Below are 23,921 nucleotides of genomic sequence, written 5' to 3' on the forward strand. Positions count from 1 at the left end.
TTCAAATTCAAAGGAATGGAACATGCTGATTTTACAAGCCGATCGCGACAGTCTGCTCAAGCCGTTGCAAGCCGTTACCGGTATTGTCGAACGTCGCCATACTCTGCCGATTTTGTCCAATGTGTTGCTGGAAAGCAAAGACGGACAAACCAAACTTTTGGCAACCGACTTGGAAATCCAAATCAATACCGCCGGCCCTGAAAGTCAGGCAGGCGATTTCCGCATTACGACCAACGCTAAAAAATTCCAAGACATTCTGCGCGCCCTGCCTGACAGTGCGCTGGTGTCACTGGATTGGGCGGACAACCGTCTGACTTTGCGCGCGGGCAAATCCCGTTTTGCCCTGCAAACCCTGCCTGCTGAAGACTTTCCGTTGATGAACGTCGGCAGCGACGTCAGCGCGACTTTCTCGCTGACTCAAGAAACCTTCAAAACCATGCTTTCGCAAGTGCAATACAGCATGGCAGTTCAAGATATCCGCTATTATCTCAACGGCTTACTGATGCAGGTTGAAGGAAACCAACTGCGCCTTGTTGCAACCGACGGTCACCGCCTTGCTTATGCGGCCAGCCAAATTGAAGCAGAACTGCCGAAAACGGAAGTGATCCTGCCGCGTAAAACGGTATTGGAACTCTTTAAGCTGTTGAACAATCCGTCCGAGTCCATTACCGTTGAGCTTTTGGACAATCAAGTACGCTTCCAATGCAATGGCACGACTATTGTCAGCAAAGTCATCGACGGCAAGTTCCCTGACTTTAACCGCGTGATTCCTTTGGATAACGACAAGATTTTCCTCGTATCCCGTACTCAGCTTTTGGGTGCGCTCGAACGTGCCGCCATTCTTGCCAATGAAAAATTCCGCGGTGCACGACTGTTCTTGCAGCCAGGTTTGCTGAGTGTCGTATGTAGCAACAACGAGCAGGAAGAAGCGCGCGAAGAGCTGGAAATCGCTTACCAAGGCGGAGAACTCGAAGTCGGTTTCAATATCGGCTACTTGATGGACGTGTTGCGTAATATCCACTCCGACGATATGCAGCTTGCTTTCGGCGATGCCAACCGTTCAACGCTGTTTACCGTGCCGAACAATCCGAACTTCAAATACATCGTAATGCCGATGCGTATTTAATTGGGTGAACAAACAAAAAGAGCGTGTACGGGACACGCTCTTTTTTATAGGATTGAATCAAAAGGCCGTCTGAAAATTGTTTTTCAGACGGCCTTTTGATTAAACCGGGATGATTCGGTTAAATAGGAAAACTGGGATTAACGTGGACGTGGTTCGCAGTTTTTCACCAGGAATGAGCCGTTAGGGGCGTTCACGCCAACTACTTCAGAAGTAGTGTGGGTGTTTTTGTCGATGAAACCGGCAGACATTGCATAACCTTGACGGTTGGTGAAAGTAGTGCCAGTGCTGTCAGAACGTTTTTTGTTGACAACCAAAGAGGCTTTTTTGCCACCGGCGTTTACGTCAGCAGTAACTGCACGGCCGCTACGGTCAAAGCCGTACATCACGTTCAGTGATTTGCCACCGTCACAATGGTAAGAAACGAAGCCGGCAGGTGCAGCGGCAGCAGAGAAGGAAACAGTAGCCAATGCGGCTGCAGTGATAACAGAAAGTAATTTCATGATCTAAGCTCCATATGAGGGTTGTGTGTTATCTTGCAAAGTGAGAAAGGGTTTTCGTTTGCAGATGAAGCATATTGTAGGCGTTTTGGTGGTAGTGACAATTAGGTAAATTGCAAAACAGTGTTTACTTATGCTTACCTGATTGTTTATTAATAGAAAGTTGTTTGTAATTTGGTGTTGCAAAGTGGTTATACGGGTTGTTGCGGAATATATACATTAATGATTCTTTAAGAAATATAGCAAAAGAATACAAAAAAGGCCGTCTGAATATTCAGACGGCCTTTGATATGAAGCGGTTTACAAGAAGAAAATTGAAGCGATAGTCACGGCGATGACGCCATAGATGCTCATCGGGATGACAGTTTTCTTGATGATCGCGCCTTCGGCGTTGTTTACGTTCAATACGCTGCATACGGCGATGATGTTGTTGATGCAGACCATGTTACCCATTGCGCCGCCTACGGATTGCAGGGCGAGGATGAGGGTAACGGACAGGCCGGTATCAAGCGCGATTTGTTGTTGAATCGGACCAAAGGTCAAGTTGGATACAGTGTTGGAGCCGGAGAAGAATGCACCGATTGCGCCCAAGTATGGGGAGAAGTACACCCAGTGTTCGCCTGCCATCGCGGCAAACTCTTTACCGATGATTTTCACCATGGAGTCGTCGCCGCCAACCATCATCAGTTGAACCATAATCAGCGCACCCATCAGGGCAAGCAGAGGTTTTTTGGTTTGGTTGAAGGTTGCAGCGTAGAAAGACCACGCATCTTTGAATTTGGTTTTGTACAGCAGGATGCAAATCCAAACGGTGAAGACAAACGGAATCCAAGCCGGAACGTAGAGGGTTTGGTAGGAAGCGTTTACGCCTTGGCCGAAGATGTTGCCGAAGGTGATGGTCAGGGAGTCGCTGACGGTGATTTTGGACAAATCAAACGGCAGTTGGAAGCTGAACCATTCTTCTTTGCTGGTCAGCAGGCCTTTGATGCCCAGCTGTTTGATACGGGTTATCACCAGCATGCCGATCAGCATACCCAAAGGAGCCAGTGCTTTGGCAACTTGTGCGAAAGGTACTTTTTCTGCATTCGGGTCTTTGGCGTAATCTTTGCTCAAGCCCCAGCCGCGGTTTGCGGCGAATACGGATACCATCAGGCCGATTGCGCCGGCAACCAGAGATGGGAATTCTTCATTGACCATCGCCAATGCAACGTAAGGAAGGGTACAGGAGAATACGGCGATACCGATGAAGCCCAAGTTTTTGCGGATTTCAGCCCAAGGTACGATGAAGCTCAAGCCGATCACAGGGATGATGAAACCAGCAAAGAAGTGCATTACGCCGGTTTGCATACCGATTTCCATAATGCTCTTTTGATCCAAGCCTAAAGGAGCGAAGCCGAACCAAGTCGGGGTACCTACTGCACCGAAGGATACGGGTACGGAGTTCATGACCAAAGTGAAGATGGCTACTTTTAATGGGTTGAAGCCCAAGCTCATCAGGATTGGCGCGGCAATGGCGGCAGGTGTGCCGAAACCGGATGCGCCTTCAATCATAAAGGCGAAAGACCAGCCGATGATCATCAACTGGGCAATCGGATTCGGGCTGATGGTGGCCAGCCATTTGCGGATGACATCGATACAGCCGGTGGTTTCCATCATGCGGTTAAACATAATGGCACCGAAAATTACGGTAATCGGGGTCAGGGTAGAGACGAGGCCGGACGCGGCTGTTGCGTTGAGCAACATGGCGTCGTCGCCGAAATAAAACAGTTTGATGGCATAAATCAGCGCGGCGGTAATCGGCAACGCGACGTAGGACGGCATACTGTTTTTCTTAACCATCAGCCAGATCAGCAGCACGATGGGAAAAATACTGAGAAAGAGAGCCATGGGATTATCCTCGGGGCAACAAGCATCATAACCGTCAATCAATGGCGGTTTGATGCGATGTGTTGAGTAGTTAATGTTTTTCGAATAAGGATTGCTATTTTTTTTAGATGCAACCAGTTATCAGGTAAATTGGTTTTACCAATTTATGAAAACTGTTGCACACTTTACGTAATCTTATGTAATCGGTCAAGAGGTTTGTAATAAAAAAGGCCGTCTGAAATAGGGTTTTCAGACGGCCTGAGAGCTTTGCCAGCAGTTCATTTGGTCGGATATCGAATGGTATTTACATTCAATATTTTGTAAAGATTTTGTTTTTAATTGATTTCAAACGAATTATTCTATTCCTGCCCATTTATGCGTTTGTACGCTCAATTGCCAATGGACGAGTGCATCGGGTCGGCTGTTTAACACACCGATTTGGCGGATGGTGTCGTAGATATTCATCACACCTTCTTGCTCGCAAGGCGAGAGGTAGTAATGTTGGGCGAGGATTTTGCGTTCCATCTCTTGGCAAAACGCAATGACATCGCCGTCGGCAACAATGCGCACTTCATTAGCTTTCTCGATGCAACTAGATTGATATTTGGCGGCGTAGCAGGCCTTAGGGCTGGTAGCAACGTAGTCGATTTGCGGCGGCGCGGGGTTGAGGCCGTTGGTTTCGATACACAGGAAATAGCCTTCGGCTTTGAGTGCATTGAGCAGGGTATCCAAATGCGGTTGGATGGTGGGTTCGCCGCCGGTAATGATGATATTGCGCGCCGTGTAGGTTTTCAGACGGCCCAAAATATCGGACAGGCTCATCATGCCGAATTTGAGGTAGTCGGTATCGCACCAGCTGCACGCGAGATTGCATTTGCCCAAACGGATGAAAACGGCGGGCATGCCTGTATTCCAGCCTTCGCCTTGCAGGCTTTCAAAGATTTCGACAATGCGGTATTGGGGATTGTTCGGCGTGATGTGAATGGTCATGAATGTCGGGTGTGGGGTTTTAATTGTTGTGGTGAAGCGTTTTAAGAAATCGGTTGAGGCAGCCATTCTTTCTGTTAGTTCGAGTGGAAAGAACGGCTGGTGTGTTTAAGCGGCAATGACGGCTGCGGCGGCCAAAAATGCCGGCAAGCCTTGTTTGAGCAAAATGCCTTTGTTGCCGGATGAAAACGCGCCCCATGCGGCGGCGATGAGGACAAAGCCGAGGAACAGGATGGTCGCGCCGTAAACCGCGTTGTCGGGTGCGGCAAAGCGCGCCCATACCAAGCCGATGGCGAGGAAACCGTTGTACAGGCCTTGGTTGGAAAACAGGGTTTGCACGCGCTTTTGTTCCATAAATTCGTAAGGCATGTTGAACAGCTCTGACGCTTTTTCGCTTGGGATTTGCGTCATTTCGAGCCAGGCGATGTAGAAGTGTTCGACAGCGACGAAGAGGACGAGGAGGGTGGAGATGATTTTCATGAAGATTCCTTTTGATGTTTAGCGGATGGGTGTGTTTGTGGAACAGGCCGTCTGAAAAATACAAAATGCCGGTTTAGTCTCCTTCATATTCTGCACACGACGTCGGCGTTTCCCATAGTTTCACGCTGCACACTTTGACACCGGCATTTTTCAGACGGCCATACATTTCTACGCTCATGTTTTCGGCTGTGGTGCGGCAGGGCAAGCGCAGGGTTTTCATGTTCCAGCCTTCCAAAAGCGCGGCGATTTGGCTTTCGCGTTCGTTGTCGCCGTGATAGATGAAGGCATGGTCGAACGGGTCGGTAATGTGTTGTTTGACGATGGCTTTCAGGTCGGTAAAGTCCATCACCATGCCGTCTTTTGCGCCGCCTTGGATAACGGGCGCGGAGACGGTGATTTCGAGTTTGTAGGTGTGGCCATGCAGGTTTTGGCATTTGCCGTCATGCCCGTCGAGCATGTGCGAGGAATCGAAGGTAAAAATTTTGGTGATTTTCATGAGATGAGGGAAGCCGATCAGGCTGTCTGAACGGTGTCAAACCGGTTTCAGACGGCCTTGGGATTATTGTTCGGAAGGGAGTTTGAGGAAATGCTCGCGATAATGGCGCATTTCTTCGATGCTTTCGAGGATGTCGTCCAATGCCTTGTGCGAACCGCGTTTGACCACGCTTTTGGCAACGGCAGGATTCCAGCGTTTGGCCAATTCTTTCAGCGTGGACACGTCTAAGTTGCGGTAGTGGAAATAGGCTTCCAAACGCGGCATGTATTTGACCATGAAGCGGCGATCTTGATGGATGGAGTTGCCGCACATGGGCGTGGATTTCTCGGGTATCCATGCGGACATGAAGTCCAACAGGTTTTGCTCGACTTCGGCTTCGGTCAGTTTGGATTCTCGCACGCGTTGGGTCAGGCCGGTACGGCCGTGGGTGGCGGTGTTCCACTCGTCCATGCCGTCGAGCAACTCGTCGCTTTGATGGATGACGTAAACGTCCGATTGCGCCAGTACGTTCAAATCGGAATCGGTAATGATCATGGCAACTTCGATAATGCGGTCGTGTTCCGGGTTGAGGCCGGTCATTTCCATATCGAGCCAGCAGAGATTGTTTGCGTTTTGGGTCATTTCAGACGGCCTTGTGTTTTCAGTTGGCAGTATTATAAAGGATAAAGGTTCGGGCCGTCTGAAAGCATTTGTAACAAGTTGTGCAATCTCTTGATATAATCGTCCGTTACACAAAAAATCACCGCCAAAAATCATGAACCCAAGCCCTTTGCTCGATATTATCGATACGCCTCAGGATTTGCGCCGTCTGGAGAAAAAACAGCTGCCGCAAGTCGCCGCCGAATTGCGCGAATTTCTGTTGGATTCCGTCGGTAAGACGGGCGGCCATTTCGCCAGTAACTTGGGCGCGGTCGAGCTGACGGTGGCCCTGCATTATGTGTACGACACGCCCGAAGACCATTTGGTCTGGGATGTCGGCCATCAAAGCTATCCGCACAAAATCCTGACCGGCCGCAAAAATCAAATGCACACCATGCGCCAATACGGCGGTTTGGCGGGCTTTCCGAAACGCAGCGAGTCGGAATACGACGCATTTGGCGTGGGGCATTCTTCCACATCCATAGGCGCGGCTTTGGGCATGGCCGTTGCGGACAAACAGTTGGGCAACAACCGCCGCAGCGTTGCCATCATCGGCGACGGAGCCATGACGGCGGGTCAGGCGTTTGAAGCCCTGAACTGCGCAGGCGATATGGATGTCGATTTGCTGGTCATCCTCAACGACAACGAAATGTCGATTTCCCCCAATGTCGGCGCGCTGCCGAAATACCTTGCCAGCAACGTCGTGCGCGATATGCACGGCCTGTTGAGCACCATCAAAGCCCAATCGAGCAAAGTATTGGACAAATTGCCCGGCGCGATGGAGCTTGCCCAAAAAGTCGAAAACAAAATCAAAACCTTGGCAGGCGAAGCGGAACACGCCAAACAGTCGCTGTCTTTGTTTGAAAACTTCGGTTTCCGTTACACCGGCCCGGTGGACGGCCACAACGTTGAAAATCTGGTGGACGTATTAAAAGACTTGCGCGGCCGAAAAGGCCCTCAGTTGTTGCACGTCATCACCAAAAAAGGCAACGGCTACAAATTCGCCGAAAACGATCCTGTCAAATATCACGCTGTTGCCAAGCTGCCGAGCGAAGTGCCTGCGCCGGAAGTCAAACCTGCCGCGGCCAAACCAACTTATACGCAAGTTTTCGGCCAATGGCTGTGCGACCAAGCGGCGGCTGACGAGCGTTTGGTTGCCATCACGCCTGCCATGCGCGAGGGCAGCGGCTTGGTTGAGTTTGAACAGCAATTCCCCGACCACTATTTCGACGTTGGAATCGCCGAGCAACACGCCGTTACCTTTGCAGGCGGTTTGGCATGCGAAGGCATTAAGCCTGTCGTGGCGATTTACTCCACTTTCCTGCAACGCGCTTACGACCAGTTGGTACACGACGTTGCCTTGCAAAACCTGCCTGTTTTGTTTGCTATCGACCGTGCAGGTATTGTCGGTGCAGACGGCCCGACCCACGCCGGTTTATATGACTTGAGCTTTTTGCGTTGCGTTCCGAACATGATTATTGCCGCACCAAGCGACGAAAACGAATGCCGCCTGCTGCTCTCAACCTGCTATCAGGCAAACTCTCCGTCCGCCGTCCGTTATCCGCGCGGTACAGGCACGGGCGCAACCGTTTCAGACGGCCTGGAAACCGTTGAAATCGGCAAAGGCATCATCCGTCGCGAAGGCGAGAAAATTGCCGTTATTGCCTTTGGCAGCATGGTTGCCCCATCATTGACCGCCGCCGACAAGCTGAACGCCACTGTTGCCGATATGCGCTTTGTCAAACCGATAGATGAAGAGCTGATCGTCCGTCTTGCCCGAAGCCACGATTACATCGTTACCGCCGAAGAAAACGCCGAACAAGGCGGCGCAGGCAGCGCAGTGTTGGAAGTGTTGGCGAAACACGGCATCTGCAAACCGGTATTGCTGCTGGGTGTAGAAGACAAAGTTACCGAACACGGCGACCCGAAAAAACTCTTAGCCGATTTGGGGCTGAATGCCGAATCCGTTGAAAAACGGATTGCCGGTTGGATAGAGGCCGTCTGAAAAATATTAAAACATCTCAATACATTGCGTAATTTATGGGAAAAAAATTAATCAGCATCAGTATGGTGCGCAACGAAAACGACGTTATCGAATCGTTTGTCCGTCATAATCTCGAGCTGATGGATGAAATGCACATCATCGATCATGGCAGCAGCGATGGTACAAGGGAAATCCTGATTCAATTGAAAGAAGAAGGTTTACCTGTATTTATCTATCAATATCAAGCGCTCAAGTTCAATCAAGACCAATTAGTAAACCTGCTTATGAAGCAGCTTGTAGCAAAAGATGAAGCGATAGATTTCGTTTTTCCGCTGGATGCGGACGAATTTATTTCATGTCCTAGCCGTACCATGCTGGAACAACTATTGGATGTCATCGGCGAAAACAGGATCGGCATGTACCTTTGGCGCGGCTATTTACCGACATCGTTGCAATACAACCCCGATTTCACCACACAATTTACCGAGCAACGCCTTGAAACGCTCTTTACCCCCAAAGTCATTATTCCCAGATGGGCTGCCGAATCTTGCAGCGTGATTATCGGTTGCCATTACATGTTGGATAAAGATGGCAACAAGGTTAAATCAACCCTGTTTCATTCGCCGAATTATCGAGGTTTACATTCCTGGTTTATCGAGCAGTTTTCCGCACAATTTGCAGAGACCGATTTGTTGTGGCTGGGGCATTTCCCAATCCGCTCCTTGAACCAGCACATCAAAAAAATCCTCGAAAAGTCCATCTTGATTGCCATTAAAGACGGAAGTACCGATATTGCCTGGGAAAACCAGTTGCGCGAATTGCTGGACAGTGGCATGAAGATGGACTTGAACAATTTACGGCTGTTGGCGTACAAATACCGTGCCGGTTCTACAAGTTTAGAGGCCTCACAGTGTGAAGTCAGTCATTACGAACCCTTGCGTAAAAAACCGCTGACGCTGAAATACACCTCGCCGGGAGCAGGTGATCCTTTGATGGTTGTCGGACATTTGGTATTTGCATTGGCAAGCGGTGCGAAAGATTCCTCTTTAAGCCTTAAGGCCGTCTGAAAAACAGCCAGCCCGCACACACAATGATAGGAAAACCTTATGATCAGCATCTTTGATATTTTCAAAATCGGCATCGGTCCGTCCAGCTCGCACACCGTCGGCCCGATGAAGGCTGCGGCCGCTTTTGCCGATTTGCTGAATGCCGAAAACTTAGATACACAAGTGGCGCGCATTGTCATTGAAGTGTACGGCTCGCTTGCCTTGACCGGCATCGGACACGGCACATTTGACGCATTATTGCTCGGTTTGGAAGGCAGCCTGCCGCACGATATTCCGCTTGCAGACATCCCCCAACGCTTGGAACGCATCCGCACGCAACACGTTTTAAAACTCAACGGCCGTGAAATGGCTTTCAATCCTGAAAAAGATTTGGATATCCGCGGCGACAAAGTGTTACCCAAACATCCGAACGGTTTGAACTTTATCGCCTACAATTCAGACGGCCTGAAGCTGAAAGAGCAGATTTATTATTCGGTTGGCGGCGGTTTTATCGTAATAGATGAAGGGTTTGCACAAGAAGCGCAGGAAAATTCGGACGTGCCATATCCTTACAAAAACTGCGACGAGTTGTTGGCACAATGCCGTCTGAACCAGTTGAATATTTCCGAAGTTGTGTTGGCTAATGAAGCAGCGTTGGCAGGTTGCGATGAAGCGGAAGTGCGCCACCGTGTGGCTGCCGTGGCCGATGTGATGGAAAACTGCATCAAGCGCGGCTTGGGTGCGGAAGGGCAGCTGCCGGGCGGCTTGAACGTCCGTCGCCGCGCGCCGCAGTTGGCGGCCAAACTCAAAGTCCTGCGCGAGAGCGAAATCGTCAATACTCAGCTTTGGCCGATGGTGTACGCCATGGCGGTCAATGAAGAAAATGCCGCCGGCGGCCGTGTCGTAACCGCACCGACCAACGGAGCGGCAGGCATTATTCCCGCCGTCTTGCACTATTTCCGCAAATTTAATCCGCACGCCAACCAATCGCGTGTCGAAGATTTCCTGCTGACTGCCGGCGCCATCGGTATTTTGTACAAAACCAACGCGTCGATTTCCGGTGCGGACGTCGGCTGCCAAGGCGAAGTCGGCGTGGCGTGTTCCATGGCGGCGGGCGCATACGCCGAAGTTATCGGCGGCACGCCCAAACAAGTGGAAAACGCCGCCGAAATGGCCATGGAACACCACTTGGGTCTGACCTGCGACCCTGTCGGCGGCTTGGTGCAAATCCCCTGTATCGAGCGCAACGGCATCGCCGCCGAAAAAGCCCTCAAGCTCGCCACCCTCGCGCTTTTGGAAGACGGCACAGATAAAAAAGTCTCACTTGATGAAGTGATTCAAACCATGTTGCAAACCGGCCGCGATATGAAGGCAACCTACAAAGAAACCTCACTCGCAGGCCTAGCCATTACCTTGCAGAAAAAAGCCATACCGGTATCCGTGCGCGTGGTGGAATGTTAGCGATAGGGTAGGGGATATGCCCGATAAAAAAAGGCCGTCTGAGAAACTTTCAGACGGCCTTTTTTTGTATGAATCGAATCACTAACCGTTTTTTTGATAAGGGTTTTCCAGTCCGGCCATTAAGTCGCGGAAGTATTCGCGCAACTGTTTTTCGGAGCAACCCATCAGCAGCGCGTCTTCAAATGCGTCCTGCGCTATTTGGTACAGTTCGTTTAAGTTTTCGGTCATGACTTTGACTTTTTCGGTGCAGGAAACAATCTGACCGTCGTCGTCATACCATTTGGGCATTTGCGGCATCGCCATCGTGCACCTCAATTCAAGAAACGGGATGGGTCGTTTTTCTTCACGCGGCGGGCAAAGGCGTATTTTCCGTTCCAATATTTGTGGCCGAGGCTGGTAATTTCGATACGTTTGCCCGTTCTCGGCGCGTGAATGAAATTGTTGTTGCCGATGTAAAGGCCGACGTGGGAAATACGGCCGCGACCCATGGTGCGGAAAAAGACCATGTCGCCCGGCTGCAACTCGGAACGGTTCACGGCAACGCCCATTTGCGCCTGTTCGGCAGAGGTGCGCGGCAGGTTTACGCCCATGGCGCGTTTAAAGATGTGTTGCATGAAGCCGCTGCAGTCAAAGCCGGTAGAGGCTGATGTGCCGCCGTAGCGGTAGGCTACGCCGAGCAAGCCCATGGCGCTGCCGATCAATTCGTCTGAATTACCTGAAGGTGCGCGCGTATTGTTGCTTGGAGCGGGGCGTGTATTGACGGGGTGGACAGGGGTTGCCTGACGCGTATTGCCGTAAACGTTGGCGTTGTCGTTGAATTGGTTTAAAACATGCTGACGGGTGGTAATCAGGTTTTCCAAATCATCGGCGTAAGAAAAATTGACGCTCGCGAGCATGGCGACCGAAGTCCAAACTGCTGCGAGCCGGAGTAAAAAATTCATTATAAAAACTTCCGTTTCAGAAGGCATTCCCTGCCGATTGCAGGCACATTGCCGGTTTCTGAGATGTTATCCCGTATCATTCTCTTGTTATCTGCTTGATTGTATTCAAAAACCGTCTTTTTGGCAAAAAAACTGCTGTTATTTTGCGTTAAACCCTTGTTTCCAAACAAACTAGAAAAACATTAAATGCGGTTTCGCTTGATTTATCCGCCGCTGCAACCATATAAGCGGCATTCATTGATTTATTTTCAGAGACTGACATGACACAAAATCACAGCGATATCCGTACACGCTTTATCTTCGACGATATGCCTATCCGCGGCATGCACATCCGCCTCGAAAAGGTTTGGCACCACATCGTCAACCAAAAACATTATCCTGTCGCCATCCGTCGCGCATTGGGCGAATTGTTGGCCGTCGGTTCTTTATTGTCTGCCAACCTTAAAAACGAAGGCACGCTGATTGTTCAAGTTCAAGGTCAGGGCCGTCTGAAAATGTTGGTGGTGGAAGCGACTTCTGAAAATACTGTCCGTGCTACCGCGCGTTGGGACGGAACCGCTGAAATTCGTGATGATGAAAGCCTGACTGCGCTGTTGGGCGAAAACAGCGTGTTCGTTTTGACCCATCAGCCTAAAGATGCCGACCCTTGGCAAGGTGTTGTGCCGCTGGAAGGCGACAGCATTGCGCAAATGCTGGTCAACTATATGAAACGTTCCGAGCAGCTCGATACCTATATTACGCTTGCCGCCGACGACCAAGCAGCAGGTGCATTATTGCTGCAACGCCTGCCGGAAGAAGAATTGGATGATGCCGCGTGGGAGCATGTGACTACGCTTGCGCAAACGCTTACTCCGCAAGAATTGACCGGTTTGGATGCGCATCACGCCCTTTACCGCCTTTACCATGAAACCCCGCCCCGCGTTTTTGAACCGGAAGCCATCGAGTTTGCCTGCACCTGCTCCCGTGGCAAAGTCAGCGATATGCTGTTGATGCTTGGTGGTCAGGAAGTCGGTGGCGTGGTGGCAGAACAAGGCAGCATTCAAATCGATTGCGATTTCTGCCATAGCAAGTATGTGTTTGATGAAACCGATGTCAACGCTTTGTTTGGCGCGGATGTGGTGAATGCTGTACGCCAAGAAAATGAGCGTTTGCAGTAATCCGAAATAAGCAAGTTTCTTAAAGCAGTTTGACTCTTGAGAAAAAAGGACGAGCGTAAGTTCTGTCCTTTCTTTTTGCACAGTTTCATTGCTGTGATGCATCCATATAAAAGGCCGTCTGAAAACAACTTGGTTTTCAGACGGCCTTTTGTTTTTAAACGATGCGTTTAAAGATTATTTCCAAACCAACAAAGCATGGTTGCGTTTACCGCGGCGGACGATGGTGTATTTGCCGAAACGTTTGTGTTCGTCGGTCAGCAGGTAGGCATCGTCAGGTTTTTCAGCGGCATGGTTCGGATTGTTGGCTTCAGCAGGTTTGCCGTTGAGCAAAACCGCTTTGCTGTTTACAAAACCGCGCGCTTCTTTGTTGGAAGACGCCAAACCGGTTTTCACCAAAGTCTCCACCACGTTGAGGCTCTCGGAAACTTCAAAAGCCGGCAGGCCGTCGAGTGCCAGCTGCTCGAAGTCGTTTTCGGTGAGATGGCTTTGGTCTTCGGCAAACAGGCTTTCAGAAATGCGTTGGGCGGCTGCAAGGGCTTCTTCGCCGTGAATCAGACGGGTCATTTCTTCGGCGAGAATGCGTTGCGCTTCTGGCTTGGTGCCGCTGGCTTTGTCTTTCGCTTCGATGGCATCGATTTCTTCGATGGACAGGAAGGTAAAGTATTTCAGGAAGTTATACACATCGGCATCGGCCACTTTCAGCCAGAATTGGTAGAACTGATACGGAGAGGTTTTCTTTGCGTTCAACCATACCGCGCCGCCTTCGGTTTTACCGAATTTGGTGCCGTCGGATTTGGTTACCAAAGGCAGGGTCAGGCCGAATACTTGTTTTTGGTGCAGACGGCGGGTCAAGTCGATACCGGCAGTGATGTTGCCCCATTGGTCGGAACCGCCGATTTCCAAAACTGCGCCATGACGTTTGTTCAATTCGGCAAAGTCGTAGCCTTGCAGCAGGGAGTAGGCGAATTCGGTAAAGGAAATGCCCACATCGTCGCGCTCGATACGCTGTTTGACGGATTCCTTGTTCAGCATGGCGTTGACAGAGAAATGCTTGCCGATGTCGCGCAGGAAGTCGAGGCAGTTCATGCTGCCGAACCAGTCGGCATTGTTAGCCATAATGGCCGCGTTGTCGCCGTCAAAGCTTAAGAAAGGGGTCAGTTGGTTGCGGATGCTTTCAACCCAACCGGCAACGGTTTCAGCAGAATTCAAGCTGCGTTCGGCGGCTTTAAAGCTTGGGTCGCCGATCATGCCGGTCGCACCGCCCACCAAAGCAATCGGCGTATGGCCGGCTTGTTGGAAACGGCGCAATGCCAATACAGGCAGCAAGTGGCCGATGTGCAGGCTGTCTGCTGTCGGGTCAAAACCGCAATAGAGGGAAATTTTTTGTTCGTTTAGCAAAGCGTCTAAGGCTTCGATGTCGGTAGTTTGCGCGATTAAGCCACGCGATTGTAGGTCTTTGATGACGCTCATTGTTATCTTCCAAAAAAATTAGCAGTTTTACAAACTGCTAATTGTAACAAATTTCATCGGATGAATGGCTATGGCTTACTGAAGAAGCGTGTGTTTTTCAGAAAAACGCTTGGCCAGTTCTCTGCCGCCGTAAGGGTTGATGTGGTCTCTATCGGAATAAACCGGCAATCCGTTGATTTTGAAGTTCTCCGGAATATAGGCAGTGGCATCGATAATATGCACGTTGGCATATTTTTCTGCCAATTCTTTGATGCGTTCATTTCCTTTTGAAGTGACTGTTTCATCAATGGCAAGATTCTGACTAAATCCCGGTATGCGGTAAGACAGAATATAGGCGCGCAAGCCGTTGTATGACAGATTAGGGTTGTCTATCATCAGGTAAATCGCTTGTTTTTCCGAAGAAAGTTTTTGCAACATGAGGTCGAATTTTTTGAAAAAATCGGCATCGTAAGCAAGGGAATGGCTGTTTTCAGGCATTTGGCTGCCCCAGCGCATGGCTAAAAGCACTTTTGAATATTGGGGCAGATGCTCTTTGGCATATTGATAAACGGCACGGCAGGAGGCGTTTTTCTTGAATACGGGTGCGGCATAATCTTCTACATAGGCGCAACTGTCCGCAGAAACCATCGTTGCCGACCATTTTTCTTTTTTGCCGACGGTATCAAAAAACGTTTTATATTGGTCGGCATGCGAATCGCCTAGAATCAGTAATTCCGGCTGTTTGTCGGTATCACCCCAAATACACTGTTTGTCGGTATTGTTGTGACAAGAAGTGTAGGAACGTGCCAATCCCATACGGTCGTATTGCTGCATAAACGGGAGCTTCATGGCAAGAAAAGGCGTAATGGCCAAAACAAGCATGGGGACGGCATAAACCCATGTCACAGATTGGGCAAAAGAGCCTTTCCAGTTTTTAAACGGCTTCTCGACACAATAATAAGAAAGCAGAGAGAGTACGAACATGAGGACAATCGCGGCCGCAGTCGAATACGAAGGCAGATTATTTGAACCGATGTATCTCATAAAAGCCAATACAGGCCAATGCCACAGATACAGCGAATAGGAAATCAAGCCTATGCCGACAGTAATCTTCCATTGGAAAAATTTTTTCAGCCGGTGTTCAAATTGATTGAAGTAAATGAATGCGGCGGCGGCCAAACAAGGAATGACGGCGGCAGGCCCCGGGAAATAGGCAGTTTTTTCCGTATAGGTAAACAGGCAGGCAAACAGTACGCATACGGAAAGTAATGCGCCTGCCGCTGCATATTGTTTGCCGGTATCCAGCCCTTGTTGTTGCCGATATTGCATCCACACTGCCGTCAACGAGCCGATCAGCATTTCGCAGGCGCGCAGATGGGGAAGGTAATATTTATCCAGCGCAGTCGGTATAAAAGAAGCCAAAATACTGAATACGCATAGCGTGATGAGGAAGGCAAACTGGGTGCGCCAGCTTTTGCGGACAACCAGCAACAGCAATATCGGGAAGACGAAATAATATTGTTCTTCGACCGATAAAGACCAAATGTGAAGCAAAGGTTTTTCTTCTTGTATGGGATCGAAATAGCCCTGACCCTTGGCAAAAAAGATATTGGAGATGAACCCCAAGGTGGACAGGGCTGTCCTCCATAAAAGAAAGAAATCATCTTTGGTGAATAAAAGAAAGCCGCATATCAGCGTTACCGTCAATACGGTAAAAAATGCGGGCAGTATCCGCTTGATACGGCGGATGTAAAATTTTTTGAACGAGAAAATCCCGCTACTCATTTCACGATGGATAATCATCGTGATCAGATAGCCGGAAATGACAAAAAAGATATCAACACCAAGAAAGCCGCCAGGCAGCCAGTTTTTTTCAATATGGAAAACGACAACGGATAGAACAGCAACGGCACGCAATGTATCAATATCTGGGCGGTAAGATAAAACTTTGCTCATAATATTTTGATTTTAATTAGTTTATTTTAATGGCGCCGTCTGAAAAGTGATTCCTGCCGAGAATGGCAGTATTTCGGAGGTCGGCCATCGTTTGTCAGTACTGGGCAGTTTGTTTGCCTTCTTAGAATGATTGCTGATGATATGCGTTTGAATAGTAATAGATTAGAGTAGGAATACGGTTGATAGTTTCAACATAATGTTTAATATGTTGTTTTTATAATGAATCAATACGATGTGGTATTGTTTAATTATTTATTGTCATATCAGTGGTATTGTTATTGATGATGTAATCTTGCGCTATTTTTAGGTGAGGCGTAGGTAAGAAACGAGAGATTTTAAGCAAGAAAAATTACGGGCCATGCCCGCATTTATTATGGAGATGATGTCTTGTTTTGTTGATATTTCAAGACATGAGGCCGTCTGAAAATAAATTCAGACGGCCTTAATCTTAGAAAAGGCCGTCTGAAAAAGCGTTACACTGGGTTTATACGTTAAACAGGAAGTGCATCACATCGCCGTCTTGTACGACGTATTCTTTGCCTTCCACACGCATTTTGCCGGCTTCTTTGGCTTTGGCTTCGCCGCCTAAAGCGATGAAATCTTCGTAGGAGATAACTTGGGCACGGATGAAGCCGCGTTCAAAGTCGGTGTGAATCACGCCGGCGGCTTGTGGGGCTGTGTCGCCTTTGTGGATGGTCCAGGCGCGGACTTCTTTGACGCCGGCGGTGAAGTAGGTTTGCAGGCCCAAGAGGTCGTAGCCGGCACGAATCAGGCGGTTCAGGCCCGGTTCTTCCAAGCCCATTTCAGCGAGGAATTCGGCTTTTTCGTCGTCTTCCAATTCGGCGATTTCGCTTTCCATCGCGGCGCAAACGGCCACAACCGGCGCGTTTTCTTTTGCAGCCAATTCTTTCAGGCGATCGAGGTGCGGGTTGTTTTCAAAACCGTCTTCGGAAACGTTGCCGACGTACATGGCAGGTTTGGCAGTCAGCAGGAACAGCGGTTTGAGCATGGCAAGTTCTTCTGCGTCTAAGCCGAAGGAGCGTACAGGCTTGCCTTCGTCCAAATGAGGCAGCAGTTTTTTGCACAGATCGACCAGTTTTTGTGCGTCTTTATCGCCTGAGCGTGCGCGTTTTTCTTCGCGGACGATGGCTTTTTCGACGCTGGCCAAGTCAGCCAGTGCCAACTCGGTGCCGATGGTTTCGATGTCGGCAATAGGATCGACTTTGCCTGCAACGTGAACGATGTTGTCATCGTCAAAGCAACGTACAACGTTAACAATTGCGTCAGTTTCGCGGATGTTGGCGAGGAACTGGTTGCCCAGGCCTTCGCCTTTGCTCGCACCTGCAACCAAACCGGCGATATCGACAAATTCGACGATGGCAGGCTGCATTTTTTGCGGATTGACGATTTTTGCCAATTCAGCCATACGCGGATCGGGGACTTCAACGATGCCGACGTTGGGTTCGATGGTACAGAAAGGATAGTTTGCCGCTTCGATACCCGATTGGGTCAGCGCGTTAAAGAGGGTGGATTTGCCGACGTTGGGCAAACCGACGATGCCGCATTTCAAGCTCATGGTTTTTCCTGAAAAGATAAAAGTTTAACGGCGGATTATAGCATATTGTGAAGGTACTCAAAACAGCCGCAATGCTGGTGTGTTCTTATAATAAAAGGCCGTCTGAAAAAAGAAGGGTCAGGCATTCAGCTTATTGTGCTTCCGAAGAATGAGAAAATGAATAAAGCCATTAAATAAAACAATTTTTCGGATAGGAGGCTTAAGATCAAACCCAAAAGAATGCCCAGTACCCAATAAATCATCTGACGGTGTTTCGGGTTGGATGCGGTACGTAACATTTTGAAATACAAAACCAGACAGCCGAACATGCAGATTGTTTGAAACAGAATGAGGGGGAGGCTGTCAATGGCTTCGGAAATCGAACCATAAAGGATGATTGTCCCTATGCGTATGCATAAATAAATTAAAGCTGAGCCTGCAGCCGAACTCCCAAAAGGGAGGGGCGTGTCGGATGAGTCGGGTGTTTTGTGGGGCTGAAGCCTGCCGAATAACAAGATAAATACAATGTCAAACATAATGATAGTTGCCTTGGCGTAAGATGTTTTCGTTTTTCAGACGGCCTCAGGGTGTCTGAAAGCTTATTGTGCGGCGATATGGGGTGGTGCCGCAGTAAGGTATGTCAGTAGGCCGACCATCCATCATGCTGAAGTGGTTGTCATGCTTAAGTGAACACTTTGATTTAGCAGAGGGTTATCTGCTATTTCTCCAAATAGTCTGAAATACAGGGTAAGTTAAATGAATAGGGTCAGAGTGGCAAGCAGGTTGAGAAACAGTATGGAGTTTGTGGGTAAAACCTTTGCCGCGGTTCGCAGTTAGTTTAAAGGCCGTCTGAAAAACTGTTTCAGACGGCCTTTTTTCCGTACTGACTTAACCGGTATTACGCAAACCTTGCGCCACGCCGTTGATGGTCAGGTGAACCATCAGCAGTGCGTGCGGATTATCGGGCTCTTTGCGCAGGCGTTTGAGCATGGCGACTTGCAGGCCATTGAGGGCGTTCAGGTATGGAATCCTCAAGGCAAGCGAACGGGCGAGGCTGCGGTTGTCGCGCAGGAGCTCTTCGGTTTGCAGCAAGTCGAGCAGTGCTTTGCGGCTGCGTTGGTATTCTTCCTTAATCATGCCGAAGATGACTTTTGCTTTATCGGGCGATTCGCTCAAGCCGGCATAGTTTTCCGCCAAGGTGATGTCGGTTTTTGCCATTACTTGCTCCATATTGGAGAGCATGGCTTGGAAGAACGGGTTGCTTTGGGCGTGTTCGCGCAGGGCGGCCAGTGTGTCGGGATTGCCTTCGCACAAGGTTTCCACTGCGCTGCCGAAACCGTACCAAGCCGGCAGCATGAGGCGGTTTTGCATCCATGAGAATACCCACGGAATCGCACGCAAGTCCTGAATCCGCGCCAAGGTTTTGCGGCTGGCAGGACGGCTGCCGAGGTTGAGGGTGGCGATTTCCTGAATCGGGCTGGTTTGCAAGAAGTAGTCGATGAAGTCGGGGTGGGTAATCAGCTCGCGGTAGTATTTGAACGATACGTCCGACAAATCCTGCATCAGTTTGGCATCAGGGTCTTTTTTGTCCGGCAGGATGCTGGCTTCTAAAGTCGCGGCGACCAAGGTTTCCAAGTTGCGTTGGGCATTGCCCGGGTCGGCGTATTTGGCGGTAATGACTTCGCCTTGCTCGGTAATGCGGATTTGTCCGGCAACGCTGCCTGCAGGTTGCGCCAAGATGGCTTGGTAAGATGGGCCGCCGCCGCGACCTACGCTGCCGCCGCGGCCGTGGAACAGGCGCATGCGGACATCGTATTTTTTGAAGAGTTCGACCAAGCCCAATTCGGCCTGATACAGACACCATGAGCTGGTAACGTAGCCGCCGTCTTTGTTGGAGTCGGAGTAGCCCAGCATGATTTCTTGGATGTTGCCGCGGCTTTCGAGCAGGGCATCATACCAGTCGAGGCGGAACATGGTTTCCATGACCGGACAGGCGTTTTCGAGCGCTTCGATGGTTTCAAACAGAGGCACGATATTGATGCGGCTGTGCGGTTTGCCGTTTTCCACCACCAACAGGCCGCTTTCTTTCAGCAGCAATGCCAAGGCGAGCAGGTCGCTGGGTTGTTCGCAGTTGGAAATAATGCTTTGTGTAACGGCATCTTCGCCAAATTCGTCTTTGATTTTGCGCGCTTCGTTGAAAATTGCCAGTTCGTGGCGGGTATGGTCGCTGTATGTGATGAACGGGCTGTACAGCGGACGTTGATGGCTCAATTCGCGCAACAGGGCGGTTTGTTTTTGCTCTTCGTTCAGGCTGTTGTAGTCTTCCAAGCCTGCGTGTTGGAAAAGCTCGGCAACCACATCGGCGTGTTTGCCTGCGTGTTGGCGCAGGTCGAGCGGCATCATGTGGAAGCCGAACACGGATACGCTGCGGATAATGTCGGACAGACGGCCTTCTGCCAGCAGTTGGCTGCCGTTTTCATGGAGCGAGCGTTGCAGTTTTTTCAGGTCGGTGAGGAACTCTTCGACCGTGGCATAAGGCTCGAGGAAGCCGAATTTGCAGCCCATGCCCAAACCTAGTGAGCGTGCCTTGCCCATGGCGCGTGCCATGATGTAGGCGATGGCGCGGCGGTAGGGTTCTTCGGTGCGGGCGATTTCTTCGTCAGGTGAGAGGGCGGCCAGTGCCATCACATCGTCGTTGACTTTGACGCGGCGGATGGAGAGCGGCAATTCGCGGTAGAGTTTGTCGAGTTCGCCACGATAGAAACGGAACACTGCGTCGGCATGCCGTCTGAACGCAAAACGCAAGGTTTCGGCAGAAACAAACGGGTTGCCGTCGCGGTCGCCGCCGATCCAGCCGCCGATTTTAAGGATATTCGGAACGCGGACGCCGGGATAGGCCGTCTGAAAATCACGTTCCATTGTGCGGTAGAGTTTGGGCAGGGCTTCAAAGAAGCTCATTGGGAAGATGGATACACCGTTGTTGATCTCGTCGTTGACGCTGAGTTTGTGGCGGCGCGTTTCGCTGGTCTGCCACAAGCCCAAAAGCACGGTGTCGATTTCTCGGCGTAACTGAGCCAGCGCATCAGGATTGGTGCAGCGTTCGCGTTGCGGCAGCAGCGCGCGGATGCGGCGGTTGAAGCTCAAGACGGTTTGGCGTTGCACTTCGGTCGGGTGCGCGGTCAAAACGGCGGTAACGACTGTATTGTCCAGTTGTTGTTGCAACGCTTTGCCGTTGACTTTTCCGGCTTTGAGCTTGCGCACGGTTTCCGTCAGGCTGCCTTCTGCTGCGCTGTGGCCGGCATCTTCGTGGATTTGGCGGCGGCGTTCGTGGTGCACGTCTTCGGCGATGTTCAAAATCTGCGCGAACAGGCCGCAGGCCAAGGTTAAATCGTGGGTTTGTTGTTCGTCCAATTGCGGCAACACCTTTTCAATCAAGGCGGCGCTGTCGTCTGAAGTCGATAATAACTTAACGGTTTCGACCACCAAAGGCGACGCTTCCTCATGCAGCAGATTGAAAAGAGACTGTTTTAAAAATTCCGCATCCGCCGCCAGAGCGGCATCTTTTGGATTATTTAAGATATGCAGTTGCATGATTTTTCTCTTATTTAAATGTTAATTTGGGTTTGTCCTGAATCCATTGTATAGCAAATTTTTGTAAACTGCCAATGCTGCCGTCCGATACATTTCAAACCGGAAAACAGCCGTCCGTATCCGCCGCGTGGCCGGTGTCTGTAAAATGCCGTAAAATATTGACTATCCAAACAGAGGCGAGAACCCCATGATCGAATTCCCCAACCAGCCCGATTTTCCTGAACAACACACCGCCGTCGCCGTCGGCACCGTCAACATGAGCCAGCAGGCGATACGGGTGTTGATAGAGAATGCCACCGAAAAGGCAAGTATCCTGACCATCGCCCGCGTTGCCGCCATTCAGAGCATCAAACAGACCGCCAACCTGATTCCGCTGCACCTGCCTGGTCGCATCATCGGCGTGCAGGTTGATTTCGATATTAACGTTGAGCTGGCCTGCCTGAAGGCCACGCTGACCGTCCAAGCGAACAGCAACGGCAGCATTGCCACCGAAGCCCTGACCGGCCTCAATTTGGCGCTCTTGAGCGTTTACGACATGATGAAAGACGTTGACCGCAATATGATGCTCAGCGGCATCCGCCTCGAATCCGAAACCAGCAGCGAAGGCCGTCCTTTCCTGTTTGACAACGCATACGAAAATATTAATTTCTAAACCATTCAGGCCGTCTGAACATTGGATTTCAGACGGCCTTATTATTATGATGAACGATCAACAACTCTTGCGGTTCAGCCGCCATATCTTGCTTGACGAAATCGGTATCGAAGGCCAAGAAAAACTCTTGTCCGCCCATGTGCTCGTTGTCGGTTGCGGCGGGCTGGGTGCGGCGGCCTTGCCGTATCTTGCCGCCGCCGGCATCGGCAGCCTGACGATTGCCGATGCCGATACCATCGACGAGACCAATCTTCAACGCCAAATCACGTTTACCGAAGCCGACATCGGTAAAAACAAGGCTTTGGTCATGCAAGGCCGTCTGAAACAGATCAATAGCCAAACACACATTACCGCCATGGCCGAATTTCTCGATGAGGCCAAGCTTGTCGAATTGGCAAACACCGCCGACATCGTCCTTGATTGTTCCGACAATTATCCCACGCGCCAGGCGGTCAACCGCGCCGCCGTTGCCACGCGCACGCCTTTGGTTTCCGCCGCGGCCGTCGGCTTTGACGGACAAATCGCCGTGTACCGTCCCGATCTTCCCGATACGCCCTGCTATGCCTGCCTGTTTGACGGCGAACAAGCCAGCGACGGCGCTTGTGCATTGTTCGGCGTTTTTTCGCCATTGGTCGGCGTTATCGGAACGACCCAAGCCGCCGAAGCGCTTAAAGTGCTGATCGGTATCGGTACGCCGTCGCACGGCAAACTTTCTACCTATAACGCGTTGAGCGGAAAATGGCAGCAATACGGGGTGAGACACAATCCCGAATGCCCGGTTTGCGGCGGCCGTTAAAGACAAAAAGCAGGGTAGGGGTTTCGACATTGCCTAAGCAACCCGCTAGAGTAATCATACTTATCTTTCATTAAACTTGAAGGAAGGCGTTTCTTCCCTTTTCAGACGGCCTGTGGCACGATATGATTCAATGATTAATAAATTTTTTGAGGCCGTCTGAAAAAGGATAAGGAGAAACCGGCTTAATGAATATTATTCGTGCCTTATTGGTGGTATTGGGTTGCCTGGCTTTGGGCGAGGCAACCGTTTGGATTTTGGGGTTGAAGCTGCCGGGCAGTATTGTCGGCATGGCTTTGCTGTTTGCCGCGCTTCAGGCAGGCTGGGTCAAATTGTCTTGGGTGGGAGAGCTGGCAGACATTTTGATGGCAAACCTGACTTTGTTTTTGGTGCCGCCTTGCGTGGCCGTCATCAGCTATTTGGATGTGATTGCAAACGACAGGTTTTCGATTTTGACGGCCACGATCGGCAGTACGGTGTGCGTATTGTTGGTGACCGGCAAAGTGCATGAGTGGGTCAGGAGGTGGATGTGATGAATATAGACGGGCTGTTGCGTATGCCCTCGGTCATGCTGTTCCTGACTTTGGCCGTGTATGCTTTGGCGGTGCAGATTCGGGCGCGCACGGGGAATGTGCTGTGTAATCCGGTATTGATCAGTACGCTGGTGTTGATGGGGTATTTGAAGGTATTTTCCATTGATTACGAGCTGTACCATTCTGCTTCGCAATTTATTGATTTTTGGCTGAAACCGGCAGTCGTGTTGCTGGCGGTGCCGCTTTATCGAAATTGGGACCGTATCCGCAGCCAGTGGTTGCCGGTGGTGCTGTCGCAGTTGGCGGGCAGCGTGACAGGCATTGTTACGGGCGTGTATTTTGCCAAATGGCTGGGCGCTTCGCACGATGTGGTTTTGTCGTTGGCTTCCAAATCGGTAACCAACCCGATTGCGATTGAAATCACGGCATCGGTCGGCGGTATTCCGGCGATTACGGCGGCAACGGTGATTATTGCCGGGCTTTTTGGACAGATGGCCGGATATAAAGTGTTGAAAGGGACGTTGTATATGCCTTCTTCAGTGGGGATGTCTTTGGGTACGGCCTCGCATGCGATGGGTATTGCGGCGTCTTTGGAATACGGCCGCCGTATGGCCGCCTATGCCGGCTTGGGCTTGACGCTCAACGGCGTGTTGACGGCGATATTGGTGCCTATCTTGATTCCCTTATTGGGCGTATAGCGTTTAGGCCGTCT

The 23,921-nt window shown here is 50.4% G+C and carries 21 protein-coding genes; 9 read left to right on the forward strand and 12 right to left on the reverse strand.

The window, feature by feature from the left end:
- Positions 1-22: 22 nt before the first annotated feature.
- Positions 23-1,126: a DNA polymerase III subunit beta gene (dnaN, locus tag HMPREF2606_RS09635; RefSeq protein WP_004520410.1), complete on the forward strand. Its 1,104-nt coding sequence runs from the start codon at positions 23-25 to the stop codon at positions 1,124-1,126.
- Between the two features lie 137 nt (positions 1,127-1,263).
- On the opposite strand, the gene HMPREF2606_RS09640 is transcribed toward dnaN, so the two are convergent.
- From HMPREF2606_RS09640 to orn, 6 genes are all read right to left on the reverse strand, one after another.
- On the reverse strand, positions 1,264-1,626 hold the full coding sequence (locus HMPREF2606_RS09640; protein WP_070460395.1) for an ACP-like domain-containing protein: 363 nt from the start codon (positions 1,624-1,626) through the stop codon (positions 1,264-1,266).
- A 297-nt stretch (positions 1,627-1,923) separates the two neighbouring features.
- Positions 1,924-3,510, reverse strand: coding sequence for an L-lactate permease (locus HMPREF2606_RS09645; protein WP_070713597.1), 1,587 nt, complete (start codon positions 3,508-3,510; stop codon positions 1,924-1,926).
- A 333-nt stretch (positions 3,511-3,843) separates the two neighbouring features.
- Positions 3,844-4,479, reverse strand: coding sequence for a 7-carboxy-7-deazaguanine synthase QueE (locus tag HMPREF2606_RS09650; RefSeq protein ID WP_070713886.1), 636 nt, complete (start codon positions 4,477-4,479; stop codon positions 3,844-3,846).
- Between the two features lie 105 nt (positions 4,480-4,584).
- Positions 4,585-4,956, reverse strand: coding sequence for a DUF1304 domain-containing protein (locus tag HMPREF2606_RS09655; RefSeq protein WP_070713595.1), 372 nt, complete (start codon positions 4,954-4,956; stop codon positions 4,585-4,587).
- 73 nt (positions 4,957-5,029) lie between these two features.
- Positions 5,030-5,452, reverse strand: a complete 423-nt coding sequence (queD, locus tag HMPREF2606_RS09660) for a 6-carboxytetrahydropterin synthase QueD (protein WP_070713592.1) — start codon at positions 5,450-5,452, stop codon at positions 5,030-5,032.
- Between the two features lie 63 nt (positions 5,453-5,515).
- Positions 5,516-6,073 (reverse strand): oligoribonuclease, encoded by a 558-nt coding sequence (gene orn / locus HMPREF2606_RS09665; protein ID WP_039862353.1) that lies wholly within the window; start codon positions 6,071-6,073, stop codon positions 5,516-5,518.
- A 133-nt stretch (positions 6,074-6,206) separates the two neighbouring features.
- Between orn and dxs the strand changes: the two genes are divergently transcribed.
- Genes dxs through HMPREF2606_RS09680 form a run of 3 tightly spaced genes read left to right on the forward strand, consistent with a single transcriptional unit; the run spans position 6,207 to position 10,582 of the window.
- Positions 6,207-8,096: a 1-deoxy-D-xylulose-5-phosphate synthase gene (gene dxs / locus HMPREF2606_RS09670; protein ID WP_070843571.1), complete on the forward strand. Its 1,890-nt coding sequence runs from the start codon at positions 6,207-6,209 to the stop codon at positions 8,094-8,096.
- Positions 8,097-8,131: 35 nt separating this feature from the next.
- Positions 8,132-9,142 carry a glycosyltransferase family 2 protein gene (locus HMPREF2606_RS09675; RefSeq protein ID WP_070843572.1) on the forward strand — a complete coding sequence of 337 codons (1,011 nt, stop codon included), beginning with the start codon at positions 8,132-8,134 and terminating at the stop codon, positions 9,140-9,142.
- A 39-nt stretch (positions 9,143-9,181) separates the two neighbouring features.
- Positions 9,182-10,582, forward strand: coding sequence for an L-serine ammonia-lyase (locus HMPREF2606_RS09680; RefSeq protein WP_070843573.1), 1,401 nt, complete (start codon positions 9,182-9,184; stop codon positions 10,580-10,582).
- A gap of 81 nt (positions 10,583-10,663) precedes the next feature.
- On the opposite strand, the gene HMPREF2606_RS09685 is transcribed toward HMPREF2606_RS09680, so the two are convergent.
- Positions 10,664-10,885 (reverse strand): hypothetical protein, encoded by a 222-nt coding sequence (locus HMPREF2606_RS09685; protein ID WP_004519529.1) that lies wholly within the window; start codon positions 10,883-10,885, stop codon positions 10,664-10,666.
- 8 nt (positions 10,886-10,893) lie between these two features.
- The gene (locus HMPREF2606_RS09690) at positions 10,894-11,523 is read right to left on the reverse strand and encodes a C40 family peptidase (RefSeq protein ID WP_070646619.1); all 630 of its coding nucleotides are present in this window, start codon (positions 11,521-11,523) and stop codon (positions 10,894-10,896) included.
- A 260-nt stretch (positions 11,524-11,783) separates the two neighbouring features.
- Between HMPREF2606_RS09690 and hslO the strand changes: the two genes are divergently transcribed.
- Positions 11,784-12,680: an Hsp33 family molecular chaperone HslO gene (hslO, locus tag HMPREF2606_RS09695; RefSeq protein WP_070843574.1), complete on the forward strand. Its 897-nt coding sequence runs from the start codon at positions 11,784-11,786 to the stop codon at positions 12,678-12,680.
- A 174-nt stretch (positions 12,681-12,854) separates the two neighbouring features.
- Here the strand turns inward: hslO and tyrS are convergent, their stop codons facing one another.
- The 4 genes from tyrS to ppc all read right to left on the reverse strand — a co-directional run bounded on the left by tyrS (position 12,855) and on the right by ppc (position 21,231).
- Complete coding sequence (gene tyrS, locus HMPREF2606_RS09700) at positions 12,855-14,150, reverse strand: tyrosine--tRNA ligase (protein ID WP_070584770.1); 1,296 nt, start codon at positions 14,148-14,150, stop codon at positions 12,855-12,857.
- Positions 14,151-14,225: 75 nt separating this feature from the next.
- A complete protein-coding gene (locus tag HMPREF2606_RS09705; RefSeq protein WP_070584772.1) occupies positions 14,226-16,085 on the reverse strand; it encodes an acyltransferase family protein in 1,860 nt (619 codons plus the stop codon).
- A gap of 484 nt (positions 16,086-16,569) precedes the next feature.
- Positions 16,570-17,661: a redox-regulated ATPase YchF gene (gene ychF / locus HMPREF2606_RS09710; protein ID WP_049330669.1), complete on the reverse strand. Its 1,092-nt coding sequence runs from the start codon at positions 17,659-17,661 to the stop codon at positions 16,570-16,572.
- An 867-nt stretch (positions 17,662-18,528) separates the two neighbouring features.
- Positions 18,529-21,231 (reverse strand): phosphoenolpyruvate carboxylase, encoded by a 2,703-nt coding sequence (gene ppc / locus HMPREF2606_RS09720; RefSeq protein ID WP_070843576.1) that lies wholly within the window; start codon positions 21,229-21,231, stop codon positions 18,529-18,531.
- Positions 21,232-21,418: 187 nt separating this feature from the next.
- Between ppc and HMPREF2606_RS09725 the strand changes: the two genes are divergently transcribed.
- From HMPREF2606_RS09725 to HMPREF2606_RS09740, 4 genes are all read left to right on the forward strand, one after another.
- Complete coding sequence (locus tag HMPREF2606_RS09725; protein WP_004519536.1) at positions 21,419-21,883, forward strand: cyclic pyranopterin monophosphate synthase MoaC; 465 nt, start codon at positions 21,419-21,421, stop codon at positions 21,881-21,883.
- A gap of 49 nt (positions 21,884-21,932) precedes the next feature.
- A complete protein-coding gene (locus tag HMPREF2606_RS09730) occupies positions 21,933-22,679 on the forward strand; it encodes a HesA/MoeB/ThiF family protein (protein WP_210400408.1) in 747 nt (248 codons plus the stop codon).
- A 185-nt stretch (positions 22,680-22,864) separates the two neighbouring features.
- A complete protein-coding gene (locus tag HMPREF2606_RS09735; RefSeq protein ID WP_070843578.1) occupies positions 22,865-23,209 on the forward strand; it encodes a CidA/LrgA family protein in 345 nt (114 codons plus the stop codon).
- Positions 23,210-23,214: 5 nt separating this feature from the next.
- Complete coding sequence (locus HMPREF2606_RS09740) at positions 23,215-23,907, forward strand: LrgB family protein (protein WP_141762193.1); 693 nt, start codon at positions 23,215-23,217, stop codon at positions 23,905-23,907.
- Positions 23,908-23,921 lie beyond the last annotated feature (14 nt).

The organism is Neisseria sp. HMSC070H10 (assembly GCF_001837635.1).
Lineage (GTDB): Bacteria > Pseudomonadota > Gammaproteobacteria > Burkholderiales > Neisseriaceae > Neisseria > Neisseria subflava_A.